Below are 20,072 nucleotides of genomic sequence, written 5' to 3'. Positions count from 1 at the left end.
CGGCGCGTCCTTTGCCCAACGCTGATTTGTGAGGACAGGCATCACGGGCGGTGATTTATGACCTCTGCCTGCCCGGTCGCCCGGTTCAGCCTGGTGACCGATAGGGGGTCGATGGTGTGGGCCAGCACGTCTTGGGCCGTGATGCCCAGCACCGCCTGAACCTGGGTCAGGATGACCCCGAAATGTGCCACCGCGATAATATCGCGACCCGGATGGGCCGCTTCGATCCTGCGGACTGCCATCGCGACACGCGCGGCAGAGGTGTTCCAGCTTTCGCCGCCGGGCGGTGTCACGTCCCCCGGGGTTTCCCAATAGGCGCGGCTGACCTCTGGATGCCATTCGGCGACGGTGGAGAAATGAACGCCATCCCAGACGCCAAAATGAAACTCGCGCAGGGCCGGGTCATGGGACAGACGATGGCGGTCTTGCTGAAGGGCGGTCGCGGTCTCCACCGACCGCGTCAGATCAGAGGATATGACAAGCGCGTCCCGGGGCAGATACGCCGCCAACCGGGCAATGGCGCTGGTGTCACCCAGATCCGCACCCACATCGCGCCACCCGGTAAAGGCCTTTTGATGGGTGGGCCCATGCCGCACCCAATGCCAGGTTGTCACGAGCTGTCCCCCTTGCGCAATTGGGGCAGGCCCGCCAGCACGTGCCACACCGCATTCGCCTGTGCCGCCAACGCAATGTTCAACCGCCCCTGCGCTTCGCGAAACCGGCGTGCAAGGGCGTTGTCGGGCACAATCCCCTGACCCACCTCGTTCGACACGACGACAACGGGTGCCGCGCAGCGGCGCAGGTCGTCCAGCAACCGGGCCTGCGCCGCATCAATGTCGGTCTCGTCCATCATCAGGTTCGTCAGCCACATCGTGGCGCAATCCAGAAGCACGCATTGGTCCACAGTTACGGCGCCCAGCCCGCCCGAAACTCCGGCAGATGCGTCCAACGTCACCCATTCCGCGCCACGGCGCGCCTTGTGCAGATCAACCTTGGCTTGCATCTCTTGATCCCAAATTCGTGATGTCGCCAGGTAGATCGGATTTAACCTGCTGTTAAGAATGAGAGATTCTGCCCACTGTGACTTGCCCGAAGCAGCGCCACCTAGCACGAGGGTAAGGTCAGGCAACATTTTTTCATCTTCCAAGTGAACCAATTGCGGCGCTCACGCGTAAAGAGATCAAGTGCGCAAAACAAGCATAACCATCCAGGGGGATGACCAAATGCCATTGGATACTGCCCGCGACATGTCCCTGTCCCGCACGGCCATGAAGGCTGAACTGCTTGACGCGGAAACGGAACTCAGGCTCGCCTATGCATGGCGGGATGACCGCGACGAGGCGGCGTTGCACCGCCTGATCACGGCCTATATGCGGTTGGCGATTTCGATGGCGTCCAAGTTCAAGCGCTATGGTGCGCCCATGAATGACCTGATCCAGGAAGCGGGCCTTGGCCTGATGAAAGCGGCGGACAAATTCGATCCCGACCGCGGGGTCCGGTTCTCGACCTATGCGGTGTGGTGGATCAAGGCGTCGATCCAGGATTATGTCATGCGGAACTGGTCCATGGTGCGCACAGGTTCGACCAGCAGCCAGAAATCGCTGTTCTTCAACATGCGCCGCGTGCAGGCCCGGCTGGAACGTGAAAGCGCAGCGGCGGGCGAAACGCTCGACAAGCACCAGCTGCGCCAGATGATCTCGACCGAGATTGGCGTGCCCCTGCATGATGTCGAGATGATGGAAGGGCGCCTGTCGGGGTCCGACTATTCGCTCAATGCCACGCAATCCGTCGATGACGAAGGACGCGAATGGATTGATGCGCTGGAGGATGACAGCGAACAGGCGGCCGAGGCGGTCGAACATGCGCATGACACCGAACAGCTGCGGGAATGGCTGCTTCTTGCCCTCAATGGCCTGAACGAACGCGAACGGTTCATCGTCCGTGAACGCAAGCTGCGCGAAGACCCCCGCACGTTGGAAAGCCTGGGCCAGGAACTGAGCCTGTCCAAGGAACGTGTGCGCCAGCTTGAAGCAGCGGCGTTCACAAAGATGCGCAAGGCTCTGGAAAACCAAAGCCGCGAGGTCCATCATTTCCTCGTATGAGGACATGGATCAGAACCACATTGCTTGCCGCCGTCGCGACCCTGTCGCCGGCGGCAGTTTTGTTTGGCGCGACCGACTGGTCTGATTTCTCCGGGGACGTGCTGATCCTGGGGGAAGTCCACGACAACCCCGCGCATCACGCGGAACAGGCCAAGGCCACCCGCATCATCATGCCCAAGGCGGTCGTGTTCGAAATGCTGACCCCGGAAGAGGCCGAAGCACTTCGCGAAACACCACGCGACCCGGACAGCATGGTTGCTGCCACGCAAGGGTTTCACTGGTCGAACATTTCGGACTATGCCGGCATTCTGTCGGCCAGTCCCGTGATCGTCGGGGCCGCTCTGCCCCGCGCCGACATGCGTGACGCGTTTACAGACGGTGCGGCGGTCGTGTTTGGCGACGGTGCCGCCACCTACGGCCTTGACCAGGCACTGCCCGAAGACGAACAGGCGATCCGGGAACTGAACCAGTTCGACGCCCATTGCGAGGCGATGCCGCTTGAGATGATGGGCGGCATGGTCGAGGCACAACGCCTGCGCGACGCGGCCTTTGCCCGCACTGTGATCGAGGCCCTCGACACCTATGGCCGCCCCGTTCTGCTGATCACCGGCAATGGGCATGCCCGCATGGACTGGGGCGTACCGCTCTACCTGTCGCGTGCCCGGCCCGCCCTCGCGATCACCAGCGTGGGCCAGGGCGAACGGCAGGAACCGCCGGACGGGGTGTTTTCATGGACACTGAACGGCGCGCCCAGCCCGGATCGGGATGACCCGTGCGCCGTGTTCCGGCAATAGCGCCCGCGCCGGTCTGAACCGGAAGCAGGGCGCTGATTTGGGGATGTGACGCCCCGCGCCTTGCGCCAAAGCGTATCCGGCAGCGTGCCCGGCCCGGTGCGCGGTTCCGCCGGTAGGACGTGAACCCGCGCCCCACAGAATTGCACGGACGGTTCCCATGCTCTGTTTCTGACATATCCCGGGGGCGCGGTTGCGGGCCGCGGGGGCTGGGCGCTGTCCCCCCCCTCTGGCCCTCGCGCCGGTCTGCGCCTATGGTCGCACCAACCACAGTCAGCCGGACGCGCCAACATGCTGCAAGACAAACGTATTCTGCTGATCCTGACCGGAGGGATCGCGGCCTACAAAGGGCTCGACCTGATCCGGCGCCTGCGCGAACGCGGGGCGGCGGTGACCCCTGTCCTGACCCGCGCGGCAGAACAGTTCGTGACGCCGCTGTCGGTGGCGGCGCTGGCCGGGGAAAAGGTCTATCGTGATCTTTTTGACCTGACGGACGAGGCCGAGATGGGGCATATCCAGTTGTCGCGCTCGGCCGATCTGATCCTGGTGGCGCCCGCTACGGCAGACATCATCGCCAAGATGGCACAGGGCCGGGCGGATGATCTGGCCTCGACCCTCCTGCTGGCCACGGACACGCCGGTGATGATCGCGCCTGCCATGAACGTGCGCATGTGGGACCATCCTGCAACCCAGCGCAATCTGACCCGGATTGCGGGCGACGGCGTGGCTGTCGTGGGCCCCAATGACGGCGATATGGCCTGCGGCGAATTTGGCCCGGGGCGTATGTCTGAACCGCTTGAGATCGTGGCCGCGGTCGAAGGGCATTTCGGCCCCAGGCCCCTGACAGGCAAACATGTCATCGTGACGTCTGGCCCTACCCATGAACCCATTGACCCGGTGCGCTACATCGCCAACCGCTCTTCCGGCGCGCAGGGCACGGCGCTGGCCCGCGCCCTTGTCGCGCTGGGGGCGGATGTGACCTTCGTAACCGGCCCAGCGGATGTTGCACCGCCCGCCGACGTCAAAATCGTGGCCGTCGAAACCGCCCACGAGATGAAGGATGCGGTCGACGCGGCCCTGCCTGCGGATGCCGCCATCTTTGCCGCCGCCGTCGCCGATTGGCGCGTGGCCTCGGCCAGTGATCAGAAGCTGAAGAAATCAAAGGATGGCCTGCCGGTTCTCACATTTGCGGAAAATCCCGACATCCTTGCCGGCGTGTCGCAGTTGGCCACGGGCCGTCCGGGACTTGTTGTGGGTTTTGCGGCAGAAACACATGACGTGGTGGCGCACGCGACGGCCAAGCGCGCGCGCAAGGGGTGTGACTGGATCGTGGCGAATGATGTCTCGCCCGAGACGGGGATCATGGGCGGACCCGAGAATGCCGTGATCCTGATCACCGACCAGGGGTCTGATCCGTGGCCGCGCATGTCCAAGGCAGATGTGGCGACACGGCTCGCCCAGAGGATCGCGAACGCGCTGGGCTAGGCGGATCGCGTCTGGCCGTCGCGGGATTCAAGTTTATTTGGCAAGGTGAAGATGGATACAATCGCCCTGAAAATCATGCGTGTCGCCGGGTCCGATCCCGCCATTGCCCTGCCCCGTTATGAAACGGATGGTGCGGCGGGCGCGGACCTGCGGGCGAACTTTCCCGACCGGCAGGGGGTCACGCTGGCCCCCGCCATGCGCGCGCTGATCCCCACCGGGTTGGCACTGTCAATCCCGCATGGCTTCGAGGTGCAGGTGCGCCCGCGTTCCGGCTTGGCCCTCAAACATGGCATCGCATTGGTCAACAGCCCGGGCACGATCGACGGCGACTATCGCGGGCAGGTGGGGGTGATCATGCTCAACACCTCCGACCAGGCGTTCGACATCACCCACGGCATGCGGATCGCGCAGATGGTGGTGGCCCCGGTGGTCCAGGCGACGTTCCAACAGGTCGAAACGCTGGATGACACGGCCCGCGGCGCGGGCGGCTTTGGGTCCACGGGGCGCGGCTGATGCTTCTGGTTCTGGTGCTTGCGGGACTTCTTTGGGGCATAGGCCACGCCATGAAGGCGCCGTATCGGGCCCGCTGGCTGATGATTGGCCTGCTTTACGTGTTGGTGCTGGCGCTCCAGGTTGCGCTGCCGGACGGGCACCCGTTCCGGATGGCCACCGGCGAAAGCCCGGCGTTGTGGCTGATCATCGGCGGCTTTGCGGCCCTCGCGGTTGGCTACCGGGCCATCCTGCGCAAGCTGAAAGGCCGCGCCGAGGAGGCAGAGGCCAGGGTCGCGCCAGCGCCTCAGGGTCCGTTCACGGACACCGAATTGAACCGCTACGCCCGCCACATCGTGCTGCGCGAGGTCGGCGGCGTGGGCCAGAAGCGGCTCAAGGACGCATCGGTGCTGGTGATCGGCGCGGGCGGTCTGGGCGCACCGGTGCTGCAATACCTGGCGGCAGCCGGTGTCGGCACCATCGGGGTGGTCGATGACGACACGGTCGAAAACACCAACCTGCAGCGCCAGGTCATCCACACCGACGCGCGCATCGGCATGCCCAAGGTGTTCTCGGCACAAGGCGCGATGGAAGCGCAGAACCCCTTTGTCACCGTGCGCCCCTATCATCGCCGCCTGACGGACGACATCGCGAACGATCTGGTGGCGGAATATGATCTGGTGATCGACGGCACCGACAATTTCGACACACGCTACCGCGTGAATGCGGCTGCGGTGCGGGCGGGCATCCCTCTGATCTCGGGCGCGCTCACACAGTGGGAAGGGCAGGTCAGCGTCTTCGATCCCGCCCATGATGCCCCCTGCTACAAGTGCATTTTTCCGGAAGCCCCCGCACCCGAACTTGCGCCAAACTGTGCCGAGGCAGGCGTGATCGGCCCGCTGCCGGGGGTTGTGGGATCAATGATGGCGGTCGAGGCGATCAAGCTGATCACCGGCGCAGGCACGCCCCTGCGCGGCGAAATGGTGATCTACGACGCACTCTATGGCGAAAGCCGCAAGATCGCGCTGGCCCGTCGAAACGACTGTGACATCTGCAAAGACATAGCGGCGGGGTGAACCCCACCCTACATCATGTTCAAAGGAGATTTGCCCATGACCAACGTGCTGCTGCAAGACTGGAACACGCCGTTCCAGATCGCCCCCTTTGACGCCATCACCGATGACGATTTCGCCCCGGCGCTGGACACAGCGCTCAAGGCGCACAAGGCCGAGATTGACGCCATCGCCAACGCCGATGACGCGCCCACCTTCGCCAACACGATCGAAGCACTGGAAGCCGCAGGCGACGGGCTGGACAAGGTCCTAGGCACGTTCTTCACCGTTGCAGGGGCCGACAGCAACCCGGTGCGCGAAGGGCTGCAACGCGACTTTTCGCCCAGGCTGGCCGCGCATTTCGCCGATATCTCCAGCAACAAGGCGCTGTTTGCCCGGATCGCAACGATCTGGGACGCGCGCGATGATCTGGACCTGACGGACGAACAGCAGCGTGTGCTCATGCTGACGCATCGCGGCTATGTCCGCTCCGGCGCCGCCCTCGACGGCGCGGAAGAGGCGCGGATGAAAAAGATCAAGGGGCGGCTTGCCGAGCTCGGGACCGCCTTCACCCAGAACCTGCTCGCGGATGAACGGGACTGGTTCATGCCGCTGGCCGAGGGCGACCTGGCAGGCCTGCCCGCCTTCGTCGTCGACGCGGCCCGGACTGCGGGCGCGGAAAAGGATGCAGACGGCCCCGTTGTCACGCTGTCACGGTCCATCATCGTTCCCTTCCTGCAATTCTCCACCCGCCGTGACCTGCGCGAAAAGGCGTACCGCGCCTGGACCGCCCGTGGGGCCAACGGGGGCGACACGGACAACCGCGCCATCGCCGCGGAAATCCTCAAGCTGCGCGAAGAACGGGCCAAGCTGCTGGGCTACGACACTTTCGCCGCCTACAAGCTGGAAACCGAGATGGCAAAAACGCCGGCGGCCGTGCGTGACCTGCTGATGGCCGTGTGGGAACCCGCAAAATCCCAGGCCAACGCGGATGCCTGGGCTCTGGAACAGATGCTCAAGGCGGATGGCATCGACGGCCCGCTCGAACCGTGGGACTGGCGCTTTTATGCAGAACGCCGCCGCAAGGACCTGCACGATCTGGACGAGGCAGAGGTCAAACCCTATTTCCAGCTGGACCGGATGATCGCCGCGTCATTCGATTGCGCGACCAGGCTTTTTGGCCTTGAATTCAAGCCCCTGGACATTCCGCTCTATCATCCCGATTGCCGCGCGTGGGAGGTGACGCGCGGCGGTGCCCATGTGGCGGTGTTCATCGGGGACTATTTTGCGCGCGGCTCCAAACGCTCGGGCGCGTGGTGTTCCGCGATGCGGGCGCAGGCCAAGTTTCCGAAACCGCAAACGCCGATCGTCATCAATGTGTGCAATTTTGCCAAGGGTGACCCGGCGCTGCTGTCCTATGACGATGCGCGCACGCTTTTTCACGAATTTGGCCACGCCCTGCACCAGATGCTGTCCAATGTGACATACGAGTCGATCAGCGGCACGTCCGTGGCCCGCGACTTTGTGGAACTGCCCAGCCAACTGTACGAACATTGGCTCGAAGTGCCGCAGGTGCTGCACGAATTCGCGGTGCATTCCGAGACGGGCGAGGCGATCCCGCAAGCCATGCTTGACAACGTGCTGGCGGCAGCAACCTACGACATGGGGTTTGCCACGGTCGAATATGTGGCCTCTGCCCTCGTGGACCTCGAATTCCACGACGGTCCGGCCCCCGCCGATCCGATGCAGAAACAGGCCGAAGTGCTCGAAAGCCTTGGCATGCCGCGTGCCATCGGGATGCGCCACGCCACGCCGCATTTTGCGCATGTGTTTGCAGGCGACGGCTATTCGTCGGGCTATTACAGCTACATGTGGTCCGAAGTGATGGATGCCGACGCCTTCGCCGCGTTCGAGGAAGCTGACGGGCCCTTTGACACCCAAAAGGCCGCCGCGCTCGAGGAACATATCCTCAGCACGGGCGGCAGTGTGGATGCGGCGGAACTTTATACAGCGTTCCGGGGCCGCTTGCCCGGTGTTGAGGCGCTGCTTAAGGGACGGGGATTGGCCGCCTAGGCGGCGGCCAATCCGGGCAGGTCGTTACTCGGCGGGATGGGCGACGGGCACGTCGTCCTCTTTATGTGCGGCAACAACGGCCAGCACGGTCGCGCCAACGATCAGGTAATAGGCCAGGTCGATCCCGACAAATCCAAAGACAAGCGGCGCCATGACAAAACTGGCCCCGACCAGACCGTCAATGGCCAGATGCGCCCGGTAGCTCAGGACCGGCAGCAGACCGGCTTCATGGTCGGTCATGGCGGTCATCAACAGGGCGGCAATTCCCGTCGCGATCGACAGGGTAAAGGCGATGGCATTGTCCATGCCTATGCCCAGCAAAAAGGGGGCGGCAATCAGGCCAAGGGCCACGGGATAGTCAATCAGCGCATGCAGCTTGCGCGTCACAAGATGGGTCACGTCGGTTACTCCGATAGGTCAGGCTGTGTGTGGCAGCGTTCGATTGACCCACAGATGGGGATTGGAACCGTATGGTTCAAAACAACAGGGCGTGACGCGATTGAAACAATGCGTCTCAGTAGCCTGTGGTGCGGTCGACCAGGTGCAAAAAGGGTTCTCCGGCCTCTCCGCGCCGGATGTTTTCGGCAATGGTCTTGCTGGAATAGGCGGCACGGGTTTCTGACGCGACATGCGGCGTGACGGTCACGCGCGGATGGGTCCAATAGGGATGATCGGTCGGCAATGGCTCGACCCGGAACACATCCAGCGTTGCATGATCGATATGTCCCGCATCCAGGGCCGCCAGCAGCGCGTCGTCATCGATCAATTGTCCGCGCCCCGGGTTCAGAACGCGCGCGCCGCCTGGCATCAAGGCCAGCGTCCGGGCGTTCAGAATGTTTTCCGTCGCGGGTGTCTTGGGCAGCAACAGCACGCAATACTCCGCCACGCGCAGGGCCTGCTCCAGTCCGTTGTCGCCCGACAGGCAGCAGATGCCGGCAATGTCCTTTTGCGACCGGCTCCAACCCGTCACCTGAAACCCCAGCGCTGCCAAGGCCACGGCACAAGCCGCGCCCAATTCCCCCAGACCCAGCACCGTCACGCGCCGGTCAAAGGCCAGCGGCGGCGCCACCGGCGCCCATGTCCCCGCAGGCGCGCCGATATGCGCGTCCATGCCCAGATGCAGACGCAGGATGTGGCCCGTCACCCACTCGATCATCCCTTGGGTAAGGGCAGGGTCCACCATGCGGGCCAGCGGCAGGTGCAGGGTCGGGTTGCCCACAATGGCCTCGACGCCCGCCCACAGGTTCAACACGGCCCGGGCGCGGGTGAAGGGGGTGAAATCCTTCACCTGGGAATTCGGGGCATAGACAATGTAATCGACCTCGGCCGCCGGAATGTCGGTGGCGATACGGGCGTCGACGCCCACGGCGGCAATCTCCCTGCGCAGGGGGTCTTCGTACTCGGCCCACCGGTCCTCGGTCGCCGCGAACAGGACATTCACGCTCATGTGGCGAACGCCCCGTCCAGATCGGCCATGCCCTTGATCTCGATCGGATTGCCCGCCGGATCCATAAAGAACATGGTCGACTGCTCGCCTGGCTCCCCCTCGAACCGCACCTGCGGCTCCAGGACAAAATCCACGCCCGCAGCCACCAGCTTGTCTGCCAGCGCCCGCCACGCGGCCATCGGCAGCACGGCCCCGAAATGCGGCATGGGTACCGCGCACTTGCCCACCTTGCCCGTGGGCGCGCTGTCAAAGGGCTTGCCCAAATGGCAACTCAACTGGTGCCCGAAGAAATCGAAATCGACCCACGTGTCGGTGCTGCGCCCCTCGGCACAGCCCAGAAGGCCGCCATAAAACGCACGTGTCGCATCCAGGTCGGACACGTTGAAGGCAAGGTGAAACAAGGCCATGGGGCACCTCCGGTCATTGTCTGTCACCGGGGGTGTACCGTGCCCATGCTCGATTGCAAAACGGCGATCCGTGATGGGCCGCGTCAACGCCCGCGATCAATAGCTCTGGCGCGGCCTGTGCACATGCGCGCTCTGGGCCAGTCCAAAGGCCAGCATCAGAACCAGCATCGCCGACCCGCCATAGCTGACCAGCGGCAGGGGGACACCCACAACCGGGGCCAGCCCCATGACCATCGACATGTTGACGGCAAAGAACAGGAAAAAGTTCAAGGCGATGCCCAGGGTCAACAGCGACGCAAACCGGTCCTTGTTGGCCAGCGCAGACACCACGCAGAACAGGATGATCAGCGCATACAGCGCCAGCAACGAAAACGCCCCGATGAACCCGAACTCCTCGGCCAGCGTGGTAAAGATGAAATCGGTATGCTTTTCGGGCAGAAAGTTCAGGCGGCTTTGCGTGCCCTGCATGAACCCGCGGCCCGTCCAGCCGCCCGAACCCAATGCGATCTTGGACTGGGTGATGTGATACCCCGCGCCCAAAGGGTCGGACGCCGGGTCCAGAAACGTATCGATCCGGCGGTATTGATAGTCCTTCAGCAACTGCCACTCGGTCCCGCGAAACTGGAACACGGCGGTGATCAGGCCGACACCGGCCCCGATCACGGCGGCAAAATAGGCCCAGTGCACCCCCGCCACGAACATCATTCCACCCCCGGCGGCCAACAACAGGATGGACGTGCCCAGATCGGGCTGGCGCAAGACCAGCGCGACGGGCAGCAGGATCAGCACAACCGGAACCAGCACCCAGAACGGGCGCGATTTCTTGTGGCTGGGCAGCCAGTCGTAATAGGCGGCCAGGATCATGACCAGGGTGACCTTGGCCAGTTCCGATGGCTGCAACCGCATGAACCCCAGATCGATCCACCGCTGCGCACCCTTGCCGACAGAGCCAAAGAATTCGACCCCCAACAGCAGCACCAATGTGCCCGCAAAGGCAAGGCCCGCCATGTTGCGCCAGAACCAGATCGGCACCATCGCCACAATCATCATCAGGACAAAGCCCATGGCAAACCGCTTCATCTGCGGTTCGGCCCAGGGCGAGAACGATCCGCCCGCCACGGAATACAGCATCAGGAACCCGACACCGGCAACCGCCGCCAGCAGCACGGCCAGCGGCCAGTTCAAATACAGGATCTTGCGGGGCCCTGCGGGGACATGTTTGACCGTATACTCAAGATAACTCATGCCTGATCGCGTCCCGCAATGTTGGCGATGGGCTGGATGCCGCGCAGCACCTGTTGCTGGGTCTTGATGCGGTCCCGGTCCTTGGTGGGATAGGCGTCCAGCGGCGGCTCGCCCCCATAGAGCGCCTGAAGGGTCACGTCGCGGGCGATGGGCGCAGCGGCCTTGGACCCGCCACCGCCATGTTCCACGATCACGGCAACCGCGATCCTGGGGTCGTCATAGGGGGCAAAGTTCACGAACAGCGCATGGTCCCTGCGCTCCCACGGCAAATCCTCGTTCCGGGTCACGCCGCGCGCGCGTTCGGCGGCGGTGATGTTGCGCACCTGGCTGGTGCCGGTCTTGCCCGCCATACGCACCGCATCCTCGATGATGCGACTGCCATAGGCCGTGCCGCGCCGGTCGTTCACGACCTCGTACATCGCCCGGCGCATCTTGCGCAGGTTGTTTTCGTTCATGCCTAGGCTCTCGCCCCGGCCCGAGGGCTGCTCGATCCCGTCGATGGTCTTGATCAGGCGCGGGCGCACCGCGTTGCCCGACGCCAGGCGCGCCGTCATCACCGCCAGTTGCAGGGGCGAGGCCAGCATAAAGCCTTGGCCGATGGACGCGTTGACCGTGTCGCCCACGACCCACGACTGCCCGTGCACCCGCTGTTTCCAATCCATGGTGGGCGTCAGGCCTTCGGCGACGGCCGACATGGGAATGTCGTGCCGTTCGCCCAGACCAAAGCGGTTCGCCATGGCGGTGATCTTCTCGATCCCGACCTTGACGGCCAGATCGTAGTAGTAGACGTCGCAGGACTGCTTGAGCGAGTTTTGCAGATCGACCCAGCCATGCCCGGCCCGTTTCCAGCAGTGGAACCTGCGGCCCGCCACTTCCAGGTGGCCGGGGCAATACACCGTCTCGTCCGGGCCAATCAGCCCTTCCTCAAGCGCGGCCATGGCCGTGATCATCTTGAAGGTCGATCCCGGCGGATAGGTGCCCTGCACGGATTTCGAGGCCAGCGGCCGGTATTTGTTTTCGGTCAGGGCCCTGTAATCGCGACTGGAAATCCCGCGCACGAACAGGTTCGGGTCATAGGTCGGTGCCGAGGATATCGCCAGCAGATCGCCAGACTGCGCATCCATGATCACGGCGCTGGCGCTTTCACCATTCAGCCGCGCCTGCACATAGCTTTGCAGCTTGCTGTCGATGGTCAGTTGCAGGTCCGCCCCCGCGACGCCTTCCTTGCGGTCCAGTTCGCGCATGACGCGGCCCGCGGCGTTGACCTCGACCCGGCGCGCACCCGCCTTGCCGCGCAAACTCTCTTCCAGCTTGGTTTCAACGCCGACCTTGCCGATCTGGAAGCGCGGGATGCGCAGCAACTGGTCCGGGTCTTCGATCCGTTCCAGATCAAAGTCGCTGACGGGGCCGACATAGCCCAGCACGTGGGCATAGTCCGACCCCAACGGGTAGACGCGGCTCAGGCCCACCTCGGGCGTGACCCCGGGCAGGGCAGGGGCATTGACGCTCACCCGGCTCAGGTCGTCCCAACGGACTTCATCCGCAAAGGTGATGGGCAGGAACGGGGCCGAGCGTTTCATCTCGGCCATCGCCCGCTCCACCTCGTCGGGGTCCAGGGGGACAATTTTTCCAAGCTTTGCAATGGTTTCTTCGATATCGCCCGCATCCTCGCGCACGACAACGATGCGGTAGCTGGGCACATTGCGCGCCAGCGGGACCCCGTTGCGGTCAAAGATTTCGCCCCGCGAGGGGGGGATCAGGCGGATGTTGATCCGGTTTTCCTCGGCCAACAGGCGGAACTGATCGGCCTGATCGACCTGCAGGAACTGCATCCGCGCACCCAGCGCACCGATAAAGGCCAGTTGCACGCCACCGAGGATCGCGGCCCGACGTGTCAGCAGCCGGTGGTTGGCCTCAAGATCGACGCGGGGCCGTTTCATGACCGCACCCCCTTGCCGTCGATGTCACCCGGTGTGGGTTTGCGCACGCCCATCAGCATATGGGTGATCGCAATGGCCAGTGGATAGGCAACGGCTGTCACCACGATCTGGATCAGCGCCGGTCCCAGCGGGGGCACGCCGATCAGCATGATCGCAAGGACCAGGCGGTAGGCGATGCCGATGCCCACGATCCACAGCACGGCCGAAACGATCTCGGACGCGAGGCTGGCGTCTCGCAGGCTGCGGGATTGCATTTTCATCTGCTCGCACGCGATCAGGGCCAGCAAAGCCCAAAGCCCGGGCGGCCTTTGCAGCAGAAGGTCCGCCATCAGGAACAGCACGGCCAGCAGCGTGGCAGGCACATAGTCGGGCCGCCGCACGGACCACGCAAGCGCAAAGAGCAGCAGGAAGTCCGGCCAGATCAGCCCGCCCGTCGCGGTTTGCAGGGGCAGGAGGTGCAGAAACACAATCACCATGACCAGCGCCGAAAACGCGATGCGCATGGTCCACAGACGCGAGGAGGGGGCGATGTCGCTCATTCCGTCGCCTCTGTCTCAAGCAGGGCTGCGCCGCCGGGGGCCAGCACGTTGCTGTCGTCCGTGACGGGTTCGTTGCCATAGTGGCGCAGCACCCGCAGGAATTCGAGCCGTTCGTAATCGGCCGCCAGCCGCACCCGCAGACGTCCACCGGGGTCGGCCGCGACCTGGCCAATCAGCAGCCCCGCGGGGAACACACCGCCATCACCCGAACTGATGACCCGGTCGCCGGGGCGCACGAGATCGGGGTTTTCCAGAAAGTCGATCGGGGGCGCTGCGGAGTTGTCGCCCGCCACGATGGCGCGCTGGCCCGAGGGCTGGATGATGGCGGGCACGCGGCTGGAGGCATCGGTTACCATGATCACCCGCGCCGTATTCTGCGCCACGCCCGAGATGCGACCGACGAGGCCGATGCCGTCCATGGTGGCCCAGCCTTCGACGATGCCATCGCGGGCGCCCACGTTCAGAAGGACGGACTGGCGGAAGGGCGAGCCCGAGTCCGCCAGCACCACGCCGGTGATGTAGGTCAGCCGCGGGTCGAGCCGGACATTGTTGAGGTCCAGCAGCCGCGCGTTTTCCTGTTCGAGCTGAAGCGCGGCCTCTTTCCAGGCCTGCATCTGGCGCAGTTCGCGCCGCAGTTCGGTGTTCTGTTCGGCAATGCGCCGATAGCTTTGGAAATCGCGGAAGAGGTTGATGGTGCCCGTCACCGGCGCCATCGCCCAGTCCATGTTGGGCACGATCCGATCCGTGACCTGGGCGCGGAACCGTTCCACCCGAGGGCTGTCGATCCGCCACAACAGGAACGTGCCCGCCAGCACCAACACCAGCACAGCCAAGACGAGCCGCCGGAGCGGGCCACCGTAGTCTATCTGTGCGCGGTCCTTGGCCAAGGCTTATGTCACCTCAAGGTTTGGTCCGTTCCGTGGATGGTCCGACATTTGCCAGAGGGAGGCAAGCGGCCAAATCTGTCCCCGCGGGGACACTTCCCTTTTGACCAACCTTATCAGATACTTAGGTTTGAGCAAAAGTTAACATGCATTAACTATCGTAGTCGATGGCGTGGCGCAGTTGTTTTTCGTATTCCAGCGCCTTGCCGGTGCCAAGGGCCACGCAGTTCAAGCTTTCGTCAGCGATGGAAACCGCCAGCCCGGTCTGTTCGCGCAAGGCCAGGTCGAGATCGCCCAGCAGCGCGCCGCCGCCCGTCAGCATCACGCCGCGGTCCACGATGTCCGCCGCAAGGTCGGGCGGGGTGGTTTCAAGCGCGGTCATCACCGCTTCGCAGATTTGCTGCACGGGTTCGGCCAGCGCTTCGGCAATCTGGGCCTGCGTGACTTCGATTTCCTTGGGCACGCCGTTCAGCAGGTCGCGGCCCCGGATCTGCATCGAGGTGCCGCGCCCGTCATCGGGCATGCGGGCGGTGCCGATGCTGGTCTTGATCCGCTCGGCGGTGGTTTCGCCCACCAGCAGGTTCTGCTGGCGGCGCAGGTAGCTGATGATCGCCTCGTCCATGCGGTCGCCGCCCACGCGGACCGACCGGGCATAGACGATATCGCCCAGCGACAGCACCGCCACCTCGGTCGTGCCGCCGCCGATGTCCACGACCATGTTGCCGGTGGGATCGGTGATGGGCATGCCCGCGCCGATGGCTGCCGCAATCGGTTCGGCAATCAGGCCCGCGCGGCGCGCGCCGGCGGACAGAACCGACTGGCGGATCGCGCGTTTTTCAACCGGTGTCGCGCCGTGGGGCACGCAGACGATGATCTTGGGTTTGGAGAAGGTCGAGCGCTTGTGCACCTTGCGGATGAAGTGCTTGATCATCTCTTCGGCGGTGTCGAAGTCGGCAATGACCCCTTCGCGCATGGGGCGGATGGCCTCGATGCTGCCGGGCGTCCGGCCCAGCATCAGCTTGGCGTCTTCGCCCACGGCCAGCACTTTCTTGACGCCGTCCTTGACATGGTAGGCCACCACGGACGGTTCCGACAGGATCACGCCGCGCCCCTTGACGTAGACCAGCGTGTTGGCGGTGCCGAGGTCAATCGCCATATCTGACGAGAAGAGACCCCCGAGATTTCCGAATACTGACATGCCCGTCACCCTTGCCTTTGCATGGCCCCAATGATGTTGGGTCCGCGACTCAGGGTGAGGCGCGGGCCGAACGCTTTATACGAGTGCGTGCGGGTGGGCGAAAGGCCCGAAAACAAGGGGTGATCGGCGGGGTCCTGCCAACCTGTGGCAGGGCCTTGGAAAGTTTTTTTCGACCGGGGCCGAATAAAATCGGGAACTGCCGTGTTGACGGTGTGATCGGGCCGCTCCGCCCGCGTTTGATCACATATCGGGAGGATACCTTATGACATTTCGGATGGCCGCACTGGGCCTTGGCCTGGCCCTGGCAGCGACAACCGCATCGGCGGACAGCTGGACACTGGATGCGGGCGCATCGAACCTGGCGTTCGGGTCGATCAAGTTCAACGACACGGGCGAGGCGCACAGCTTTACCTCGATTGACGGGAAGGTGGCCGCAGATGGTGCGGTGACCCTGGGCATCGATCTGTCATCGGTTGAGACGAATATCGACATTCGCAACGAACGTATGGTCGAGCATGTGTTCAAGTATGCCCCTCGCGCCACGGTGTCTGCGCAGATCGACATGGCGGCGATGGAAGGTCTGGCGGTCGGCCAGAGCAAGGTGATGGAGGTCGAAGGTGACCTTGACCTCCTGGGTGTTGAAGTGCCGCTTTATGGCGACATGTTCGTGATGCGCCTGACCGAAGACAAGGTCATGGTCACCACCGACAGCATGATGTTCCTGTCCACAGCCGACGCCGAGATTGATCCGGGCATCGACACGCTGATGGAGCTTGCCAGCCTGCCCAACATTGTGCGCGCCGTGCCTGTCACATTGCGCCTGATGTTCGATGCGGACGGTGCCAGCGGCTAGGGCCCGCTGCCAAGGATTTGGTTCAGCCAGTTAACGAGTACGTCCTGCTGCCCCGGTGGCAGGACATGTGACACGTACTGATCGGGGCGCACCAGGACGAGCGCCCCGATTTTTCTGTCGATGCCCCGGGTGTCGAAGATGTCCGCCGATGGGTCGGGGCAGAACAGTTTTTCCATGTCTTGCAGGCCAAGCGTGCCCTTGACGGGTGCGTGCGTGGTACCTGCCGTTGTCATGCGGTGGGGCGTTTGCACGATGGTGCGCAGGTCGATGATGGCGTCGGGGTCTGCATTTGCGGGTGTGTAGGTGGCGATAAGCGTGCCGAGCGCCCCGGTGTGGTCGGTGTCCCCCACAAAGTGGAACAGCCGCCAACGTCCATTTGCGGTGATCGTGTGCCCAAGCTGCATCTTGTGCGCGTCCGCCCAGCGGATCACCGGGGCCGAATGGAACCGTTTGCCGATGGTGTATCCGGTGGCCAGCGATTGGTGGTCGGCAGGCCCGGTGAGCTGGCTGGGTGCGTACCGGGTTTCGACCCCCGCAGTGTAGCGCGCGTGTTTCTGGAAGTGACTTTGGAAGGCCTTGGGGTCCTTGCCTTTGGCCGCAAAGGCGCGGGCGAAATCCCTGTCAAAGTCGATGAGGTCCTGTGCGACCGCCTGTCGTTCGGCGGAGTAGCTGTGCAGGAGGGATGCCGGTGCCCGTCCTTCGATCACGCCTTGGAGTTTCCAGCCGAGGTTGAACGCGTCCTGCATCGACACGTTCATGCCCTGCCCCGCCTTGGGGCTGTGGGTGTGGCAGGCGTCACCGGCGATGAAGACTTGTGGTGGTGTCGTGTCCCCGGGGGCGGTGTTGGCGAACCGGTCCGTCACCCGTTGCCCGATTTCGTAGACGGACCACCAGACCACCTCTTTGACGTCGAGCGTGTGGGGCGCAAGGATGCGCCGCGCCGCCGCGATCAGGTCATCCGCCGTCAGGTCGCGGTCTGCGACCCGTTCATCCGGGTTCAGCTTGGCCAGTTCGATGTAGAAGCGGACCATGTAGCCGCCTTCGCGCGGGATGATCAGAAGGCTGCCCTGATCGCGGGACTGGATTGCGGATTTGAGCCGAATGTCGGGAAAATCGGTGGTGGCGAGGATGTCCATGACGCCCCAGGCGGCGTTTTCCGCCGCACCCTGCAGCGGGATGTTCAGGGCGCGGCGCACCGCGCTGCGCGCACCGTCGCAGCCGATGACGTATCGGGTTTCGATGTCGCCGTTGTTTGTGTGCGCCGTGACCGTGTCCGCGATGGTCAGCCCGGTGATTTCGGTGCCGTATTCCGGTTCGAGCCGGGTCGGCGCCTTGCGCATCAGGTCGAGGTAGAAGTCGTGCACCCGCGCCTGGCTGAGGATGACGTGGGGCTGTTCGCTGAGCCCCTCTTCGACGTCGTCGATGCGGCCCGTGCGCGTGATCTGGCCGGTGTCGTCCGGGTTCCAGAAGGTGGTTTCGTTCACATGGTAGGCTTCGTGCGCGACGCGGTGGGCGAAGCCGAAGGCCTGGAACATTTCCATCGTGCGGCAGGCGATGCCATCGGCCTGGCCCATGACCAGCGGGCCGTCGCGCCGTTCGATGATGCGTGTGCGGATGTGGGGGAATTGCGCGAGGTAGGCCGCGAGTGTGAGCCCGGCGGGGCCGGTGCCGACGATCAGGACGTCGGTGTCCGATTTGGTATCGGTCGCCGGATGGTGCGCCGGATCGCCGGGGCGGAAGCCGTTGAGGTGGTATTGCATGGAGCCAGCATAGAAGGTGCGCGGAGACCGCGCACCCTACGAAATCAACTGACGTCTTTATAGCTGATCTCGGCCTTGTCGGTCCCGGATTTTCCACGGCGCACCAGCAGGCGGTTGAGGGCGTGGACATAGGCCTTGGCCGATGCCACCACCGTGTCAGTGTCCGCCGACTGGCCGGTGACGATGCGGCCCGCTTCCTCCATGCGGACGCTGACGGTGGCCTGGGCGTCGGTGCCTTCGGTCACGGCGTGGACCTGGTAGAGTTGCAACCGGGCCTCGTGCGGGAAGAGCGCCTTGACCGCGTTGAAGGTGGCGTCGACCGGGCCGTCTCCGGTTTGGGTGGTCATGTGCCGTTCGCCGTCGATTTCCATCACCAGATCGGCCACTTGCGGGCCTTCGGTGCCGCAGCGCACCGCGAGCTTTTCGATTTTCAGCCGTTCGTCCTCGGGGTCCGACGAAGTGCGCATGAGTGCGATCAGGTCGTCGTCGAAGATTTCCTTCTTGCGGTCGGCCAGCGCCTTGAACCGCACGAAGACGTCCTTGAGCTGGTTGTCGCCCACCTCGAAGCCCAGCTGTTCGAGCTTGTCGCGCAGCGCCGCACGGCCCGAGTGCTTGCCCATGACGAGGTTTGTCTCGGACAGGCCCACGTCCTCGGGGCGCATGATCTCGAACGTCTCGGCGTTCTTGAGCATGCCGTCCTGGTGGATGCCGCTTTCATGCGCAAAGGCGTTCTTGCCCACGATCGCCTTGTTGAACTGGACGGGGAAGCCCGACACGGCCGCCACGCGGCGGGAGATGTTCATGATCTTGGTGCTGTCGATGCCGGTCTGGTAGGGCATGATGTCGTTGCGGACCTTGAGCGCCATCACCACTTCTTCGAGCGCGGTGTTGCCTGCGCGTTCGCCCAGACCGTTGATCGTGCATTCGATCTGGCGTGCGCCTGCTTCGACGGCCGCCAGAGAATTGGCCGTCGCCATGCCCAGATCGTTGTGGCAGTGGGTGGCGAACACAATCTCATCCGCGCCGGGCACGTTTTCGAGCAGCTTGGCGATCAGGTCCGCGCTTTCGCGCGGGGCGGTGTAGCCGACCGTGTCGGGGATGTTGATGGTCGTGGCCCCGGCCTTGATCGCGATTTCGACCACGCGGTAAAGGTAGTCGAGTTCGGTGCGCGTGGCGTCCATGGGCGACCATTGCACGTTGTCGCACAGGTTGCGGGCGTGGGTGACCGTCTGTTCGATCCGTTCGGCCATTTCGTCCATGGTCAGGTTCGGGATGGCGCGGTGCAGCGGCGAGGTGCCGATGAAGGTGTGGATGCGCGGTTGACGTGCGTGTTTCACCGCCTCCCAACAGCGGTCGATGTCGCCGATCTGGGCGCGGGCGAGGCCGCAGATGACCGAATTGGTCGCGTTTTTCGCGATCTCGCTGACTGCGTTGAAATCGCCGTCTGAGGCGATGGGAAAGCCCGCTTCGATGATGTCGACGCCCATGTCATCCAGAAGCCCGGCAATCTCGAGCTTTTCGGCATGGGTCATGGTGGCACCGGGCGATTGTTCGCCGTCGCGCAGGGTGGTGTCGAAGATGACAACGCGGTCCTGAGAGGTCTGATCTTGGGTCATGTGAATTCTCTTTTTCTGTCCTAAGGCCTTGGCGCGAAAGGCGTCCTCTGAGCGGTCGCGCCTGGGCTGCGCTCAGAGGCGGATTAGGAGCAGGAGGCCACGCAAGGGCGCGCCGGAGCGGCGTGCGTTCGGGATATGCGTGGCGTTGATCATGACCCGGATAATACGCGTTGCGCTCAAAATGGGAAGTC

Annotated in this window: 19 protein-coding genes; 7 read left to right on the top strand and 12 right to left on the bottom strand. The window is 64.0% G+C overall.

Annotated features, from left to right (window positions below):
• Positions 1–41 precede the first annotated feature (41 nt).
• Both Q0844_RS09715 and cobU read right to left on the bottom strand, forming a co-directional pair.
• Positions 42–614 carry a histidine phosphatase family protein gene (locus Q0844_RS09715; protein ID WP_299044297.1) on the bottom strand — a complete coding sequence of 191 codons (573 nt, stop codon included), beginning with the start codon at positions 612–614 and terminating at the stop codon, positions 42–44.
• Positions 611–1,132 (bottom strand): bifunctional adenosylcobinamide kinase/adenosylcobinamide-phosphate guanylyltransferase, encoded by a 522-nt coding sequence (cobU, locus tag Q0844_RS09710; RefSeq protein ID WP_299045270.1) that lies wholly within the window; start codon positions 1,130–1,132, stop codon positions 611–613. The genes Q0844_RS09715 and cobU overlap by 4 nt, the downstream gene beginning before the upstream one ends.
• 91 nt (positions 1,133–1,223) lie before the next feature.
• Between cobU and Q0844_RS09705 the strand changes: the two genes are divergently transcribed.
• The 6 genes from Q0844_RS09705 to Q0844_RS09680 all read left to right on the top strand — a co-directional run bounded on the left by Q0844_RS09705 (position 1,224) and on the right by Q0844_RS09680 (position 7,992).
• The gene (locus Q0844_RS09705; RefSeq protein WP_299044295.1) at positions 1,224–2,102 is read left to right on the top strand and encodes an RNA polymerase factor sigma-32; all 879 of its coding nucleotides are present in this window, start codon (positions 1,224–1,226) and stop codon (positions 2,100–2,102) included.
• Positions 2,099–2,896: a ChaN family lipoprotein gene (locus Q0844_RS09700; RefSeq protein ID WP_299044293.1), complete on the top strand. Its 798-nt coding sequence runs from the start codon at positions 2,099–2,101 to the stop codon at positions 2,894–2,896. The genes Q0844_RS09705 and Q0844_RS09700 overlap by 4 nt, the downstream gene beginning before the upstream one ends.
• Before the next feature lie 288 nt (positions 2,897–3,184).
• Positions 3,185–4,378, top strand: a complete 1,194-nt coding sequence (gene coaBC / locus Q0844_RS09695; RefSeq protein WP_299044291.1) for a bifunctional phosphopantothenoylcysteine decarboxylase/phosphopantothenate--cysteine ligase CoaBC — start codon at positions 3,185–3,187, stop codon at positions 4,376–4,378.
• Between the two features lie 51 nt (positions 4,379–4,429).
• Positions 4,430–4,891, top strand: coding sequence for a dUTP diphosphatase (gene dut, locus Q0844_RS09690; protein WP_299044289.1), 462 nt, complete (start codon positions 4,430–4,432; stop codon positions 4,889–4,891).
• Positions 4,891–5,943 carry a molybdopterin-synthase adenylyltransferase MoeB gene (gene moeB / locus Q0844_RS09685; RefSeq protein WP_299044287.1) on the top strand — a complete coding sequence of 351 codons (1,053 nt, stop codon included), beginning with the start codon at positions 4,891–4,893 and terminating at the stop codon, positions 5,941–5,943. The genes dut and moeB overlap by 1 nt, the downstream gene beginning before the upstream one ends.
• Before the next feature lie 36 nt (positions 5,944–5,979).
• Positions 5,980–7,992: a M3 family metallopeptidase gene (locus Q0844_RS09680; protein WP_299044286.1), complete on the top strand. Its 2,013-nt coding sequence runs from the start codon at positions 5,980–5,982 to the stop codon at positions 7,990–7,992.
• Positions 7,993–8,016: 24 nt separating this feature from the next.
• On the opposite strand, the gene Q0844_RS09675 is transcribed toward Q0844_RS09680, so the two are convergent.
• The 8 genes from Q0844_RS09675 to Q0844_RS09640 all read right to left on the bottom strand — a co-directional run bounded on the left by Q0844_RS09675 (position 8,017) and on the right by Q0844_RS09640 (position 15,652).
• Positions 8,017–8,391 carry a hypothetical protein gene (locus Q0844_RS09675; RefSeq protein ID WP_299044284.1) on the bottom strand — a complete coding sequence of 125 codons (375 nt, stop codon included), beginning with the start codon at positions 8,389–8,391 and terminating at the stop codon, positions 8,017–8,019.
• Between the two features lie 115 nt (positions 8,392–8,506).
• A complete protein-coding gene (locus Q0844_RS09670; protein ID WP_299044282.1) occupies positions 8,507–9,439 on the bottom strand; it encodes an NAD(P)-dependent oxidoreductase in 933 nt (310 codons plus the stop codon).
• Positions 9,436–9,846, bottom strand: coding sequence for a VOC family protein (locus Q0844_RS09665; RefSeq protein ID WP_299044280.1), 411 nt, complete (start codon positions 9,844–9,846; stop codon positions 9,436–9,438). The genes Q0844_RS09670 and Q0844_RS09665 overlap by 4 nt, the downstream gene beginning before the upstream one ends.
• 96 nt (positions 9,847–9,942) lie before the next feature.
• Entirely contained in the window at positions 9,943–11,091 is a 1,149-nt protein-coding gene (rodA, locus tag Q0844_RS09660) for a rod shape-determining protein RodA (RefSeq protein WP_299044278.1), read from the bottom strand.
• Complete coding sequence (gene mrdA / locus Q0844_RS09655) at positions 11,088–13,031, bottom strand: penicillin-binding protein 2 (protein ID WP_299044277.1); 1,944 nt, start codon at positions 13,029–13,031, stop codon at positions 11,088–11,090. Before mrdA ends, rodA begins: the two co-directional genes overlap by 4 nt.
• On the bottom strand, positions 13,028–13,570 hold the full coding sequence (locus Q0844_RS09650; protein ID WP_299044275.1) for a rod shape-determining protein MreD: 543 nt from the start codon (positions 13,568–13,570) through the stop codon (positions 13,028–13,030). The genes mrdA and Q0844_RS09650 overlap by 4 nt, the downstream gene beginning before the upstream one ends.
• Positions 13,567–14,457 carry a rod shape-determining protein MreC gene (gene mreC, locus Q0844_RS09645; protein ID WP_299044274.1) on the bottom strand — a complete coding sequence of 297 codons (891 nt, stop codon included), beginning with the start codon at positions 14,455–14,457 and terminating at the stop codon, positions 13,567–13,569. The genes Q0844_RS09650 and mreC overlap by 4 nt, the downstream gene beginning before the upstream one ends.
• Positions 14,458–14,605: 148 nt before the next feature.
• Positions 14,606–15,652, bottom strand: a complete 1,047-nt coding sequence (locus Q0844_RS09640; protein ID WP_076629964.1) for a rod shape-determining protein — start codon at positions 15,650–15,652, stop codon at positions 14,606–14,608.
• 262 nt (positions 15,653–15,914) lie between these two features.
• On the opposite strand from Q0844_RS09640, the gene Q0844_RS09635 reads away from it, so the two are divergent.
• On the top strand, positions 15,915–16,505 hold the full coding sequence (locus tag Q0844_RS09635; RefSeq protein WP_299044271.1) for a YceI family protein: 591 nt from the start codon (positions 15,915–15,917) through the stop codon (positions 16,503–16,505).
• On the opposite strand, the gene Q0844_RS09630 is transcribed toward Q0844_RS09635, so the two are convergent.
• Both Q0844_RS09630 and Q0844_RS09625 read right to left on the bottom strand, forming a co-directional pair.
• Positions 16,502–18,265 carry an FAD-dependent monooxygenase gene (locus tag Q0844_RS09630; RefSeq protein ID WP_299044269.1) on the bottom strand — a complete coding sequence of 588 codons (1,764 nt, stop codon included), beginning with the start codon at positions 18,263–18,265 and terminating at the stop codon, positions 16,502–16,504. The two genes, Q0844_RS09635 and Q0844_RS09630, sit on opposite strands and share 4 nt — an antisense overlap.
• 44 nt (positions 18,266–18,309) lie before the next feature.
• A complete protein-coding gene (locus Q0844_RS09625; protein WP_299044267.1) occupies positions 18,310–19,881 on the bottom strand; it encodes a 2-isopropylmalate synthase in 1,572 nt (523 codons plus the stop codon).
• Between the last annotated feature and the right edge of the window lie 191 nt (positions 19,882–20,072).

The organism is uncultured Tateyamaria sp. (assembly GCF_947503465.1).
Classification (GTDB): domain Bacteria; phylum Pseudomonadota; class Alphaproteobacteria; order Rhodobacterales; family Rhodobacteraceae; genus Tateyamaria.
The sequence above is the reverse complement of the archived record's forward strand: the minus strand, read 5'-3'. Positions and strand labels throughout refer to the sequence as shown.

Coding starts and splice junctions, on each gene's coding strand:
- cobU (WP_299045270.1), bottom strand. CDS start 1,132: ATGTTGCCTGACCTTACCCTCGTGCTAGGTGGCGCTGCTTCGGGCAAG.
- Q0844_RS09705 (WP_299044295.1), top strand. CDS start 1,224: ATGCCATTGGATACTGCCCGCGACATGTCCCTGTCCCGCACGGCCATG.
- Q0844_RS09700 (WP_299044293.1), top strand. CDS start 2,099: ATGAGGACATGGATCAGAACCACATTGCTTGCCGCCGTCGCGACCCTG.
- coaBC (WP_299044291.1), top strand. CDS start 3,185: ATGCTGCAAGACAAACGTATTCTGCTGATCCTGACCGGAGGGATCGCG.
- dut (WP_299044289.1), top strand. CDS start 4,430: ATGGATACAATCGCCCTGAAAATCATGCGTGTCGCCGGGTCCGATCCC.
- moeB (WP_299044287.1), top strand. CDS start 4,891: ATGCTTCTGGTTCTGGTGCTTGCGGGACTTCTTTGGGGCATAGGCCAC.
- Q0844_RS09680 (WP_299044286.1), top strand. CDS start 5,980: ATGACCAACGTGCTGCTGCAAGACTGGAACACGCCGTTCCAGATCGCC.
- Q0844_RS09670 (WP_299044282.1), bottom strand. CDS start 9,439: ATGAGCGTGAATGTCCTGTTCGCGGCGACCGAGGACCGGTGGGCCGAG.
- Q0844_RS09665 (WP_299044280.1), bottom strand. CDS start 9,846: ATGGCCTTGTTTCACCTTGCCTTCAACGTGTCCGACCTGGATGCGACA.
- rodA (WP_299044278.1), bottom strand. CDS start 11,091: ATGAGTTATCTTGAGTATACGGTCAAACATGTCCCCGCAGGGCCCCGC.
- mrdA (WP_299044277.1), bottom strand. CDS start 13,031: ATGAAACGGCCCCGCGTCGATCTTGAGGCCAACCACCGGCTGCTGACA.
- Q0844_RS09650 (WP_299044275.1), bottom strand. CDS start 13,570: ATGAGCGACATCGCCCCCTCCTCGCGTCTGTGGACCATGCGCATCGCG.
- Q0844_RS09640 (WP_076629964.1), bottom strand. CDS start 15,652: ATGTCAGTATTCGGAAATCTCGGGGGTCTCTTCTCGTCAGATATGGCG.
- Q0844_RS09635 (WP_299044271.1), top strand. CDS start 15,915: ATGACATTTCGGATGGCCGCACTGGGCCTTGGCCTGGCCCTGGCAGCG.
- Q0844_RS09630 (WP_299044269.1), bottom strand. CDS start 18,265: ATGCAATACCACCTCAACGGCTTCCGCCCCGGCGATCCGGCGCACCAT.
- Q0844_RS09625 (WP_299044267.1), bottom strand. CDS start 19,881: ATGACCCAAGATCAGACCTCTCAGGACCGCGTTGTCATCTTCGACACC.